Source organism: Amycolatopsis nivea (genome assembly GCF_004522235.1).
Classification (GTDB): Bacteria; Actinomycetota; Actinomycetes; order Mycobacteriales; family Pseudonocardiaceae; genus Amycolatopsis; species Amycolatopsis nivea.
In genome coordinates, this window is record NZ_SDLT01000051.1 from 1 (window position 1) to 12,021 (window position 12,021).

The window sequence follows — 12,021 nt, forward strand, 5'->3', positions numbered from 1 at the left end:
CAGGAGTGTGCCGGACGGCTCACTCCCAGAACTGATTAGGCAACTCCAGCGCGGACTTCGGGTCGAGCGCGAGCAGGGGCTCGTAAAGCGGCTGTCCGCGCAGCACGGCCAGCGCACCGGCGCGGTACACCGCGCTGTCCACCCCGAGCGGTGCTCCGCCGAGCCAGCGGAAGACGGCGAGCCCGGCCAACGCGGCGATCACCACGACGACAATGTTTTTCTCTTGGCGCACAAGGGAAAGCTAGGGAGACGAGTGCCCCGGAAGCGTCGGTCCGCGGAGCTGTCTTCGGCTGCTCCCCCGGTAGCGTGCTCGCGCGCGAGTGCTACCGGCGTATCACTGTCCCGGCACCACGAACTTCGCCTCGTAGGCCATGACCACGGCTTGTGCACGGTCGCGGACCCCGAGCTTGCCCAGCACCCGGCTGACGTGCGTCTTGGCGGTCTGTTCCGCGATCACCAGCTGCGCGGCGATGTCCGCGTTGGACAGTCCGCGCGCGATCAGCCGCAGCACCTCGAGTTCGCGCGCGGTCAGCTCGGACAGCCTGCCGACGTCCTGGGTCGGCCGCCGCGTCCCGGCGAACCCTTCGATCACGCGGCGGGTCACCGCGGGCGCGAACAGCGCGTTGCCCGCCGCCACCATCCGGACCGCGACGACCAAATCGTCCAGCGGGGAGTCCTTCAGCAGGAACCCGCTCGCACCGGCGCTGAGCGCGCCGTAGACGTATTCGTCCGCGTCGAACGTGGTCAGCACGAGCACCCGTGGCCCGGTGTCCCGGCCGTCGCCGAGGATGAGCCGGGTGGCGGCGAGCCCGTCGAGGTCCGGCATCCGGATGTCCATCAGCACCAGGTCCGGGCGCAGCGCGCGGCACGCGGCCACCGCCTCGGTCCCGGTGGCCGCCTCGCCGACCACCTCGATGTCCGGCTGCGCGGCCAGCACCGCGCGAAAGCTCTGCCGGACCATGGTCTGGTCGTCGGCGATCACCACCGTCACCGCCATGGCTGTCCCCCTAGTCCAGCGGAACGGTCACGACGACGGCGAATCCGCCGCCGTCCCTTCGCTCCGCGGAGAACGTACCGCCGAGCGCTGCCGCGCGTTCCCGCATCCCGAGCAGTCCGTGTTTCGCCCGCCCCGCCGTGTCCTCGGGAGCGCTCGCGACGGCACCGGTGTCCTGCACGACAAGCCGCAGCTCGCCTGGTCCGACGTGCACGAACACCTCGACCGGTGCGCCGGGAGCGTGCCGCACCGCGTTGCTGAGCCCTTCCTGGACGATCCGGTACGCGGACAACCCGACGCCCTCGGGCAGCCCGCGGTAATCGCCGCGCAGCTCGAACCGCACGTCAGTGCCCGTCGCGCGGACCCGTTCCACCAGCTGTTCGATCTGCTCGGCTCCGGGCTGCGGCTCGGTCTCCTGTCCGGCTTGCTCGGCCCGCAGCAGGCCGAGCAGCCGGCGCATTTCGGTCATCCCGTTGCGGGCGGTGTCCTGGATCGACTGGAACTCCTCGCGCAGCCCGTCGTCGAGGCCGGGGAACCGGTAGCGCGCCGAATCCGCGCGCATGGCCAGCACCGACATGTGGTGCGCGACCACGTCGTGCAGCTCGCGGGCGATCCGGGCGCGTTCCTCCAGCACCGCGCGGCGGGTGGACTCCGCTTCCAGGTCGCGTTCGGCGCCGCGCAGCCGCGAAACCAGCCAGCCGAACGCCAGCGGCACCGCGAGCAGCACGGAGATCACGACCAGCTCGCCGCGCACGTTCGCCAGCAGGGCGCTGACCCCGGTGGAGATCAGCCAGACCCACGCCAGCACGCCCGGCCGGTGGTTGCGGCCGACCGCGGCGAGCACGGGGATCGCCGCGAACGCGAACCCCTCGGTCCACGGCCAGCCGAACCGGGCGTGGATCCCGTACAGCTGGTCCGCGCAGCCCACGAGGACGATCAGCACCCGCCAGGACCACAGCGGACGCACCAGCGTCAGCCCGACCGCGAACAGGGTCAGCGCGGCCGCCAGCACCCGCGCGCCCTCGGTCGCGCGGTCGGCCGGAAAAAACGCGAGCACCCCGGCGACGAGCGCCGCGAGCCCGGTCAGCACCTGGTGCGTCCGGCCGGGCGCGACAACCGGACCGCCGCCGCCGGCGACCGCTTCTCCCAGCGCGCGTCCCGCCGCGACGAGGGGCGCGCTCGTGATCTTCATCGGCGGCGACCCTACCGGGCCGGACCGACAATTCCGGCCGCACGCGGCGAACCGCTCTTCCGAGGTCTCGCGAAATTCTCGTACTAAGCGTACGCTTAGCGCCGCTGCCGAACCGCTTTCTCGACGATGAGGAGATCCCCGTGACCGCTTCCCGTGTGGCCATCGTGACCGGCGCAGGCCGTGGCATCGGCGCCGCCGTCGCCCGCCGCCTCGCCTCCGACGGGTTCGCCGTCGGCCTGCTGGACCTCGACGAGGCCGGGGTCAAGCAGGGCGCCGAGGCGATCGTCGCCGACGGCGGCCGCGCGGTCGGCGTCGCGCTGGACGTCAGCGACGCCGAGCAGGTCGAGGCCGCGGTGACCCGCGTGGCCGAGGAGCTCGGCGCGCCGACCGTGCTGATCAACAACGCCGGCATCACCCGCGACAACCTGCTGTTCAAGATGACCGAACAGGACTGGGACTCGGTGCTCAACGTGCACCTGCGCGGCTCGTTCCTGATGACCCGCGCCGTGCAGAAGTACCAGACGCAGGAGAAGTGGGGCCGGATCGTCAACCTGTCCAGCACCTCGGCGCTGGGCAACCGCGGGCAGGTCAACTACTCCGCGGCCAAGGCGGGCATGCAGGGCTTCACCAAGACGCTGGCGATCGAACTGGGCAAGTTCGGCGTCACCGCCAACGCGATCGCGCCCGGGTTCATCGCCACCGACATGACCGCGGCGACCGCCGAGCGCGTCGGCATGAGCTTCGAGGACTTCAAGGCCGCGGCCGCCTCGCAGATCCCGGTGCAGCGCGTCGGCACGCCCGAGGACATCGCGAACGTCGCGTCGTTCCTGGTCAGCGAGGGCGCGGGCTTCGTGTCCGGCCAGGTCATCTACGTCGCCGGCGGACCGAAGGACTGATCCCGATGCGCGTGTTCTCCGATGTCGCCGAACTCGCCGAAGCAGTGGGCGGGCCCCTGGGCACGAGCGAATGGCACACCGTCTCCCAGGAGCAGGTGCAGTTGTTCGCCGACGCCACCGGCGACCACCAGTGGATCCACCTCGACGCCGAGAAGGCCGCTGCCGGCCCGTTCGGCACGACGATCGCGCACGGGTTCCTCACGCTGTCGCTGATCCCGGCGTTCCTGCCGGAGATCTACCGGGTCGAGGGCCTGAAGATGGGCATCAACTACGGCCTCAACAAGGTGCGGTTCCCGCAGCCGGTGAAGGTGGGCTCGCGGGTGCGCGGGACCGCCGAACTGGTCGAGCTGACCGACGTGCCCGGCGGCAAGCAGGCCGTGGTGCGCTGGACCGTCGAAATCGAGGGCGAGGACAAACCCGCCTGCGTCGCCGAGATGGTTTCCCGGCTCATCCTCTGAGCCCCCGCCCGCGCCCCGATGCGGCGTCCGGTGCGTCCCCGCACCCGACGCGGCATGGGCGCGCAAGCCCCGACCTCGCACGAACTGGAGTCCTTCCGATGACCGAAACCGACCCGCCCGGCCTCGATCTGGCGAGGCTGCGCGCCCATCTCGACCGCGAGCGGCCCGGGCTCGTCTCCGGAGCCCTCACCGCGGAAGTGGTGCAGGGCGGGCGGTCCAATCTCACCTATCTCGTCTCCGACGGCACGCAGCGCTGGGTCGTGCGCCGTCCGCCGCTCGGCCACGTGCTGCCGACCGCGCACGACATGCGCCGCGAGTTCCGCGTGATGAGCGGTCTCGCCGGGACTCCGGTGCCGGTGCCGGAAACCGTTCTGCTGTGCGAGGACGCGGACGTGCTCGGCGCGCAGTTCTACGTGATGCAGTTCGTCGAGGGCACGCCGTACCGCACCGCGGAGGAGCTGGAGCAGCTCGGCCCGAAGCGGACGAGGGCGATCGCCGATTCGCTGGTGGACACGCTCGTCGACCTGCACGCGGTCGATCCGGAAGCGGTCGGGCTCGGCGATTTCGGCCGTCCGGAAGGCTTTCTGGAACGCCAGCTGCGCCGGTGGAAGAAGCAGCTCGACGGTTCGCGCAGCCGTGACCTGCCGGGCGCGGACCGGCTGCACGACCGGCTCGCCGCGGCGATCCCGGCGTCCGGCCCGCCCGCGATCGTGCACGGCGACTACCGGCTGGACAACGTCCTCGTCGACGGCGACGACCGGATCACTGCGGTGCTGGACTGGGAAATGTCCACGCTCGGCGACCCGCTCACCGACCTCGGCCTGATGATCACCTACGCGCAGCGCGACCAGCTCTCGCTGCCGATGGTGTCCAACGCCAGCAGCGCGCCCGGTTATCCGGGCACCGACGAGACGATCGCCCGCTACGCGCAGCGGTCCGGCCGCGATCTGTCGGCGCTGGACTGGTACGTGAGCTTCGCGTTCTTCAAGCTCGCGGTGATCCTCGAGGGCATCTACTTCCGCTTCCAGCAAGGCAAAACCGTCGGCGAGGGCTTCGACCAGATCGGCGCCGCCGTCGCTCCCCTGATCGAGCAGGGCGCCAAGACGCTCAGCAAGGAGAACTGATGGACTTCGCGTTCGACGCCCGCACCGAGGAACTGCGCGGGCAACTGCTCGAATTCATGGACTCGCACGTCTACCCCGCCGAGGCTGTTTTCCACGAGCAGCTGGCCGCGCGCACCGACCCGTGGTCGCCGCCGCCGGTCGTCGACGAGCTCAAGGCCGAGGCGCGCAAACGCGGGCTGTGGAACTTCTTCCTGCCCGGCGACCACGGTGCGGGACTGACGAACCTGCAGTACGCGCCGCTGGCCGAGATCACCGGCCGCAGCCCGCACCTCGCGCCCGCCGCGGTCAACTGCGCCGCGCCGGACACCGGGAACATGGAAGTGCTGACCATGTTCGGCAGCGACCAGCAGAAGAAGCAGTGGCTGGAACCGTTGCTGGCCGGGGAAATCCGCTCCGCGTTCGCGATGACCGAACCCGACGTGGCCTCCTCGGACGCGCGCAACATCGCGACCAGCATCCGGCGCGAGGGCGACGAGTACGTCGTCAACGGGCGCAAGTGGTACATCACCGGCGCGATGAACCCGAACTGCAAGATCTTCATCGTGATGGGCAAGACCGATCCGGACGCGCCCGCGCACCAGCAGCAGAGCATGATCCTGGTCCCGCGCGACACGCCGGGGCTGACCGTCGTGCGCGGCATGCAGGTGTTCGGCTACACCGACGGCGACCACGGCGGGCACGCCGAGGTGCTGTTCGAGGACGTGCGGGTGCCCGCGGAGAACCTGATCGCCGACGAGGGTTCCGGGTTCGCCATCGCACAGGCCCGCCTCGGGCCGGGCCGCATCCACCACTGCATGCGCGCGATCGGCATGGCGGAACGCGCGCTGGAGGCGATGTGCCGCCGCACGCTGTCGCGCGAGACGTTCGGGCGTCCGATCGCCGATTCCGGCGTCGTGCAGGACTGGATCGCCGAGGCGCGCGTGCGGATCGAACAGCAGCGGCTGCTGGTGCTCAAGACCGCGTGGCTGATGGACACCGTCGGCAACCAGGGCGCGCACACCGAGATCCAGGCGATCAAGATCTCCACCCCGCTGACCGTCGAATGGATCCTGGACAAGGCGATCCAGGCGCACGGCGCGGGCGGCGTCTCGCAGGACTTCCCGCTGGCGGAGATCTGGGCCGGGGTGCGCACGCTGCGGCTCGCCGACGGTCCGGACGAGGTGCACAAGCGTTCGCTGGCGCGGCGCGAGCTGAAGAAGTACCGGACGGAGGCGGGCAAGTGACCGCCGAGGAGCTGCGGGCGCAGGTCGACGCGTTCCTCGCCGCGCACGATCCGGCTTCCTTGTCCACTGTGGACTTCCTGCGGGCCCGGTTCGACGCCGGGCTCGCCTGGGTGCACTTCCCCGAAGGACTCGGCGGCCAGGGTGCTCCGCGTGCGCTGCAGGGCGAGGTCGAAGCCGCATTCGCCGCCGCCGGCGCACCGGACAACAACCCGCGCCGGATCCTCATCGGGCTCGGCATGGCCGCGCCGACCATCCTCGCGTTCGGCACCGAGGAGCAGAAGAAGCGCTACCTCCGTCCACTGTGGACCGGCGAGGAGGTGTGGTGCCAGCTGTTCAGCGAACCGGGCGCCGGCTCCGACCTCGCCGCGCTGGCCACGCGAGCGGTCCGCGACGGCGACGACTGGGTCGTGACCGGGCAGAAGGTGTGGACGTCCAGCGCGCATCTCGCGCAGTGGGCCATCCTCGTCACCCGCACCGACCCGGACGTGCCGAAACACCAGGGCATGACGTACTTCCTGTGCGATATGACCGCACCCGGCGTCGAGGTCCGGCCGCTGCGGCAGATCACCGGCGAGGCGGAGTTCAACGAGGTCTTCCTCACTGAAGTGCGGATCCCGGACGCGCAGCGGATCGGCGCGGTCGGCGAGGGCTGGAAGGTCGCGCAGACCACGCTGATGAACGAACGCGTCGCGATCGGCGGCACCGCGATGCCGCGCGAGGGCGGCATGATCGGGCTGGTCGCGAAGACGTGGCGGGACCGTCCGGAGCTGCGCACGCCGGAACTGCGCGACCGGCTCGTGCAGCACTGGGTCGAGGCGGAATCGTTGCGGCTGGCCGGAATGCGGCAGCGGCAGCAGCTCGCCGTGGGCGCGCCGGGCCCGGAAGGTTCGGCGATGAAGGTGGCGTTCGCCGAGCTGAACCAGCAGCTGTCCGGTTTGGAGCTGGAACTGCTCGGCGAAGAGGGCCTGCGCTACGAGGACTGGACGATGCGCCGTCCGGAACAGGTCGACTTCTTCGGCCGCGACGCCGGGTACCGGTACTTGCGCGCCAAGGGAAACTCGATCGAGGGCGGTACCTCGGAGGTGCTGCGGAACATCATCTCCGAACGCGTGCTGGGGCTGCCGTCCGAGCCGCGGGTGGATAAGGACGTCGCCTGGAAGGACCTGCCGCGATGAGCACGCCGGACCTGCTGTACTCGGATGTGGAAGAGGACCTGCGGTCGTCGGTGCGCGCACTGCTGACCGACCGGGCCGGGCCGACGGCCCTGCTGGCTCGGGTCGAAACGGACACGCCGTACGACCTCGCGCTGTGGAAGACGCTGGCTGCCGACCTCGGCGCGGCCGGGCTGATGGTGCCGGAATCCCTTGGCGGACATGGCGCTTCGACGCGCGAGGTCGCGGTCGTGATGGAGGAACTGGGCCGGAGTGTCGCGCCGGTGCCGTACCTGGGCAGTGCAGTGCTCGCGACGGCTGCCTTGCTGGCCGCCGGTTCGGACCTGCTCCCCCAGCTCGCTTCCGGCTCGGTGATCGGCGCCCTGGCGGTGCCTTTGTCGACCGCTCCGGGTGCTGCTTTCCCTTCTGCTGTTTCGTTTCTCGACGGAACGTTGTCCGGCCGGGTGTCCACAGTGGCCGATGCTTCGGTCGCCGATCTGCTGATCGTTCCGGCTGTCGGCCCTGATGGTCCCGGCCTCTACTCCGTGGACGCTTCCGCGGCGACCGTGACCGAGGCAGTGTCGTTGGACCTGACGCGCCGGGTCGCCGATGTGACCCTGAATTCCGTTGCCGCACAGACGATTTGCACCGGCTCCGCCGCTGCCGAGGCATTGGACAGCGCCCTGACCACTGCGGCTGGGCTGCTGGCTTCGGAGCAGACCGGGATCACCGAGTGGGCGTTGACGGAGACTGTCACGTACCTGAAGGGGCGGTACCAATTCGGCCGTCCGGTCGGGGGTTTCCAGTCGCTGAAGCACCGGTTGGCGAATCTGTACACGGAACTGGTCAACGCGCGGGCCGCGGCTCGGTACGCGGCGGATGCGCTGGCGACGGGGAACGACGTGCCGATCGCGGTGTCGGTCGCGCAGGCCAGGGTGTCGCCGATCGCGGTGCACGCGGCGGAGGAAGCGATCCAGCTGCACGGCGGGATCGGGATGACGTGGGAACATCCGGCGCATCTGTATCTCAAGCGGGCCAAGAGCGACCAGATCGCTTTCGGTACTCCCGGACGGCATCGGGCCCGGCTGGCTGATCTGGTGGATCTTCCCGCCTGACGGTTTTTGTCGGTGGCCGGGGTTAACGTGATCGGCATGGACGAAACCCCGGCCTCCCTTGCGGCCCGGCATGGATGACCCGTCCCATGCTCCGGCCTGGGCCTACGAACGACCCGAAATCCATCCCCCGGATCCGACGTGGGCTTCACGCGGCTCCGCGCTGTGCGCTGAGATCGCGCGGCTGCTCGCGCCTTGGCTCGCTCCCGGGCAGGTGGAGCACGTCGGCTCGACAGCGGTGCCCGGCTTGGCGGCCAAACCGGTGCTCGACGTGATGGCCCCGATGCGGGACCTGTCCGCGGCGACGGTCTCGGCGGTAGTGCCGGTGCTTTCCGCTGAGGGCTGGTGCTACGTGCCACCGGAACTGGACGTCGCGGCACCGTGGCGGCGGTTCTTCGTGCTGCCCGATGTGGAGGGACGGCGTCGGGTGGCGCACCTGCACCTGCTGCCGGAGGGACATCCACGGTGGCAGGCACAGCTCCGATTCCGGGACGCGCTGCGGGCGGATCCCGGGTTGGCCGAGGAGTACGCCGAGGTGAAGCGACGGCTGGCTGGGGAGGTGACGGATCGGGAGGTGTATACGGCGGGGAAGACGGAGTTCGTCCTGCGGGTTTTGGGCGGTTGAGGGCTGTGTGCTGCGGCTAGCGCCGAGTCTCGCTGTTCGAGCCCGGTACGGTCGCGCCCCCACCGCGCGACCGTGCCGACCTCTGCGCCGAGCTCCTCTGCGCCGAGCCCTCTGCGGTCGAGGGTGCTCCGGCGATCATCCCGCCGGGCCCTGCGCCCTCAGCGGCTCCTGTGAATCGCAGCCGCCGCACCGCGCTCGCCCCGGCGCCCTCGGCAGCCCCCGGGAATCGCAGCCGCTGCACCACGCCACCGCGATCACCCCGCCCCAGCATCACCTGTGTGAAATCGCGGCCGCCACATCGCGCGCTCGCCCCTGCGCCCTCCGCACCCACTGGGAACCGCAGCCGCCAGACGACACCGCTCCAGCAACCCCGGCGATCACCCAAACCCTGCGCCCTCGGCAACCCCACCAATCGCAGTCACCAGACGACACTCCAGCAACCGCGGCAATCACCCCGGCCCCCGCTAACCTCTGCGGGCTGCCGCGGCCCATCTGTCCAGACCGGCCTCTTCGCACCGGTCCGTCCCGAGCCCATCCCGGACCCGCCGCCCCCTCAACCTCGGCTCAGCCCGACCTCTGTCCCCCTGCGCCAGAACTCAGCCCAGCCAGCCCGCCCGACCGGATGCGGCTCCCCCGCATCGACCGGCCGCTCCGAACCCCACCGAGTCCCCACCCAGTCGCAGAGCAGGTGGCGACGAGGCCGCACCCCTCGGAACGGCGGCCTCGTCACCGGCCTGGACCAGCTCAGCCGTGGTACCCGGCCACGATCTTCGTGAACGCGTACTTCGGCTGCGAGATTCCGCTGCACTCCCCGCCGCCCGAGCAGTCCCGGTTGGTCGCCCAGAAGGTGAACCGGCCGAGGTGGTGGCTGGAGGCGTAGTCGCGGATCGCGGTGAAGTCCGACACCGAGACGACCTCGCCGGGGTTGTCCGTCTTGCCGTTCATCGACGAGAGGCCCGCGTGCCGGTACGCCGTGGCGCTGTCCCAGCCGAACGTCGACTTCAGCTGCCCCACGAGACCGTCCACCGCGGACTTCGTCTTGCCCGCCATGTCGCCGCCGCTGGAGAAGTCGAACGGCATCACCGACCACACGTCCACCGGCGCGCCGATCGCCTTCGCCTGCTTGATCAGCCGCTTGCCCCAGTCGTTCGGGCCGGACGTTTCGGTGCCGATCGTGATCACGACGCGCACGCCGGGGTTCTTCTGCTTGGTGATCTTGACCGCGTTCAGGATCCGGTCCTGCACTGTCGCGTTCTCGAACTCGTCGGTGTTCTCGATGTCGAGGTCGATCGCCTTCAGGCCGTACGCGTCGATCACCTTCTGGTACGCCCCCGCCAACGCCGAGGCCGACGAGCACTTGGCGCCGAGTTTCGTGCCGGACCAGCCGCCGAAGGACGGGATCACGTCGCCGCCCGCGTCGCGGATGGACTTGATCAGGGTTTTGTCCGAACCGGTCAGCGAACGGTCGCCGTCCCACTTCGGGTTGCACGAGCCGTCCGACAGCATGAACGCGAGCGTGAACGTCTTGATCCCGGTCGCGGACATCGCCGCCGACGCGCTGGTCTGCCCCGCCCACTGGTACAGGTACGGCGAAGCGAGCACCGGGTCCGGAGCGGCCGCCACCTGCGGAGCGGACGCGGGCGCGGCCGTGGCCACCCCGGCCGCGGTCGCGAGAGCCGCCCCTGCCGCCGCCGCGAGCGCGGCCAGCCGACGCACTGATTTCATCGTGTTCCTCCCACGAGCACCACGGAACACCTCCGGTTTGAGGCGGCGGGATCAACCCGGGAGGAGTGCACCCGGAAGGGTGCCGTCACACACTGGACTAGACCAAATCGGCGTGTCAAGAGCCGCAGCCCGAACGGCGCACCGGACCGGAAACACCGCGCCCGGCCGGATTTCCCCCGGCCGGGTGGGGCCGAAAGTCAGGGGCGGCCGGCGGCGGTCCCCTCGCCGAGCCCGTCGGAGAAGTCGTGGTCGCGGGTCTCCGGCAGGGCCAGCACGCACAGGAAGCTGAGCACCCCGAGCACGACCAGCACCAGGGCGACCGGCACCGTCGAGCCGGTCGACGCCCACAGATCGGTCGAGATCAGCGGCACGATCCCGCCGCCGATCACGCCCGCGACGCTGTACGCGATCGAAGCGCCGGAATACCGGTACCGCACCCGGAACAGCTCCGGCAGGAACGCACCCATCGGCCCGTACAGCATCGCGAAACACGCCAGGCCGCCGACGAAACCGAGCGTCAGCAGCACTGGGTTTCCCGTCTGCAGCAAGGCAAAGAGCGGAAACGCCCACACCACAACGGAAACCGCGGCCGCCGCGCTCAGCCGCCTGCGGCCCCATCGGTCGGACTTCATCGCGAACACCAGCGTCGCCACGCCCATCACGGTGGCGGCGATGAGCAGGCTGATCAGGACAGTGGTGCGCGGAATGCCGAGTGTGGTCGTCGCCATCGAAAGACAGAATGTGGTGACAGTATAGAAAAGCGCGTGCGCGAGCACGAACGACAACGTCGACAGCACCAAAATCCGCGGCTGTTTCCGCAGCAGTTCGAAGAGCGGGACTTTCGCCTGTTCGGCTTTGTCTAATGCGGCCTGGAAAACCGGCGTCTCAGCGATCTTGATCCGGATGTAGAACCCGACCGCCAGCAGCACCGCGGAGAACAGGAACGGCAGCCGCCAGCCCCAGGACAAGAACTCGGCGGGCGGGAGCACCGCGTCCAGCAGCAGGAACAGCAGGTTGCCCAGCACGAATCCGATGGCCGGGCCGAGCTGTGGGAAAGCCGAGTACAGGCCGCGTTTGCCCGGCGGCGCGTACTCCGTTGACATCAGCACCGCGCCGCCCCATTCGCCGCCGAGGCCGATGCCCTGCACGAAGCGCAGCACCACCAGCAGGACCGGCGACCAGATGCCGAGCGTGCCGTAGTCCGGGACCAGCCCGACGGCCACTGTGGACAGTCCCATCACCAGCAAGGACGTGACCAGCATGGACTTGCGGCCGATCCGGTCGCCCCAGTGTCCGAAAAGGATCGCCCCGACCGGGCGCGCGACGAATCCCACCGCGAAGGTGCCGAGCGAGGCGAGCACCCCGGCGGTCGAGGAAAACGTCGGGAAAAAGACCTTCCCGAACACCAGCGCCGCCGCGGTCCCGTAGATGTAGAAATCGTAGAACTCGATGGCGGTGCCGATGAAACTGGCGGTGGCGATGCGCGACATGTCGGTGCGCGCGGGTGCGGTCATTCCGGCT

At 70.1% G+C, this 12,021-nt stretch carries 12 protein-coding genes; 7 read left to right on the forward strand and 5 right to left on the reverse strand.

Going from position 1 to position 12,021, the window contains the following annotated elements:
• Positions 1-19 precede the first annotated feature (19 nt).
• The 3 genes from EIZ44_RS39110 to EIZ44_RS39120 all read right to left on the reverse strand — a co-directional run bounded on the left by EIZ44_RS39110 (position 20) and on the right by EIZ44_RS39120 (position 2,186).
• On the reverse strand, positions 20-232 hold the full coding sequence (locus EIZ44_RS39110; protein ID WP_134734024.1) for a hypothetical protein: 213 nt from the start codon (positions 230-232) through the stop codon (positions 20-22).
• Positions 233-334: 102 nt separating this feature from the next.
• The gene (locus EIZ44_RS39115; RefSeq protein ID WP_134734025.1) at positions 335-997 is read right to left on the reverse strand and encodes a response regulator; all 663 of its coding nucleotides are present in this window, start codon (positions 995-997) and stop codon (positions 335-337) included.
• Positions 998-1,007: 10 nt separating this feature from the next.
• The gene (locus tag EIZ44_RS39120) at positions 1,008-2,186 is read right to left on the reverse strand and encodes a sensor histidine kinase (RefSeq protein ID WP_134734026.1); all 1,179 of its coding nucleotides are present in this window, start codon (positions 2,184-2,186) and stop codon (positions 1,008-1,010) included.
• A gap of 140 nt (positions 2,187-2,326) precedes the next feature.
• Between EIZ44_RS39120 and fabG the strand changes: the two genes are divergently transcribed.
• From fabG to EIZ44_RS39155, 7 genes are all read left to right on the forward strand, one after another.
• Positions 2,327-3,082, forward strand: a complete 756-nt coding sequence (gene fabG, locus EIZ44_RS39125; RefSeq protein ID WP_037814923.1) for a 3-oxoacyl-ACP reductase FabG — start codon at positions 2,327-2,329, stop codon at positions 3,080-3,082.
• A 5-nt stretch (positions 3,083-3,087) separates the two neighbouring features.
• Positions 3,088-3,540, forward strand: coding sequence for a MaoC family dehydratase (locus tag EIZ44_RS39130; protein ID WP_037814918.1), 453 nt, complete (start codon positions 3,088-3,090; stop codon positions 3,538-3,540).
• A gap of 98 nt (positions 3,541-3,638) precedes the next feature.
• The gene (locus EIZ44_RS39135; protein ID WP_134734027.1) at positions 3,639-4,664 is read left to right on the forward strand and encodes a phosphotransferase family protein; all 1,026 of its coding nucleotides are present in this window, start codon (positions 3,639-3,641) and stop codon (positions 4,662-4,664) included.
• Entirely contained in the window at positions 4,664-5,887 is a 1,224-nt protein-coding gene (locus EIZ44_RS39140; protein WP_037814915.1) for an acyl-CoA dehydrogenase family protein, read from the forward strand. The genes EIZ44_RS39135 and EIZ44_RS39140 overlap by 1 nt, the downstream gene beginning before the upstream one ends.
• A complete protein-coding gene (locus EIZ44_RS39145; protein ID WP_037814913.1) occupies positions 5,884-7,062 on the forward strand; it encodes an acyl-CoA dehydrogenase family protein in 1,179 nt (392 codons plus the stop codon). Before EIZ44_RS39140 ends, EIZ44_RS39145 begins: the two co-directional genes overlap by 4 nt.
• On the forward strand, positions 7,059-8,153 hold the full coding sequence (locus EIZ44_RS39150) for an acyl-CoA dehydrogenase family protein (RefSeq protein WP_037814911.1): 1,095 nt from the start codon (positions 7,059-7,061) through the stop codon (positions 8,151-8,153). Before EIZ44_RS39145 ends, EIZ44_RS39150 begins: the two co-directional genes overlap by 4 nt.
• Positions 8,154-8,223: 70 nt before the next feature.
• Positions 8,224-8,775 carry a GrpB family protein gene (locus EIZ44_RS39155; protein ID WP_134734028.1) on the forward strand — a complete coding sequence of 184 codons (552 nt, stop codon included), beginning with the start codon at positions 8,224-8,226 and terminating at the stop codon, positions 8,773-8,775.
• Positions 8,776-9,519: 744 nt separating this feature from the next.
• Here EIZ44_RS39155 and EIZ44_RS39160 read toward each other — a convergent pair.
• Both EIZ44_RS39160 and EIZ44_RS39165 read right to left on the reverse strand, forming a co-directional pair.
• Positions 9,520-10,500 carry a chitinase gene (locus EIZ44_RS39160; protein WP_205669957.1) on the reverse strand — a complete coding sequence of 327 codons (981 nt, stop codon included), beginning with the start codon at positions 10,498-10,500 and terminating at the stop codon, positions 9,520-9,522.
• A 197-nt stretch (positions 10,501-10,697) separates the two neighbouring features.
• A complete protein-coding gene (locus tag EIZ44_RS39165) occupies positions 10,698-12,014 on the reverse strand; it encodes an MFS transporter (protein WP_134734029.1) in 1,317 nt (438 codons plus the stop codon).
• Positions 12,015-12,021 lie beyond the last annotated feature (7 nt).

Excerpts from the sequence above, each read along its gene's own strand:
- EIZ44_RS39115 (WP_134734025.1), bottom strand. The coding sequence starts at position 997 with ATGGCGGTGACGGTGGTGATCGCCGACGACCAGACCATGGTCCGGCAG.
- EIZ44_RS39120 (WP_134734026.1), bottom strand. The coding sequence starts at position 2,186 with ATGAAGATCACGAGCGCGCCCCTCGTCGCGGCGGGACGCGCGCTGGGA.
- EIZ44_RS39130 (WP_037814918.1), top strand. The coding sequence starts at position 3,088 with ATGCGCGTGTTCTCCGATGTCGCCGAACTCGCCGAAGCAGTGGGCGGG.
- EIZ44_RS39135 (WP_134734027.1), top strand. The coding sequence starts at position 3,639 with ATGACCGAAACCGACCCGCCCGGCCTCGATCTGGCGAGGCTGCGCGCC.
- EIZ44_RS39140 (WP_037814915.1), top strand. The coding sequence starts at position 4,664 with ATGGACTTCGCGTTCGACGCCCGCACCGAGGAACTGCGCGGGCAACTG.
- EIZ44_RS39150 (WP_037814911.1), top strand. The coding sequence starts at position 7,059 with ATGAGCACGCCGGACCTGCTGTACTCGGATGTGGAAGAGGACCTGCGG.
- EIZ44_RS39155 (WP_134734028.1), top strand. The coding sequence starts at position 8,224 with ATGGATGACCCGTCCCATGCTCCGGCCTGGGCCTACGAACGACCCGAA.
- EIZ44_RS39160 (WP_205669957.1), bottom strand. The coding sequence starts at position 10,500 with ATGAAATCAGTGCGTCGGCTGGCCGCGCTCGCGGCGGCGGCAGGGGCG.
- EIZ44_RS39165 (WP_134734029.1), bottom strand. The coding sequence starts at position 12,014 with ATGACCGCACCCGCGCGCACCGACATGTCGCGCATCGCCACCGCCAGT.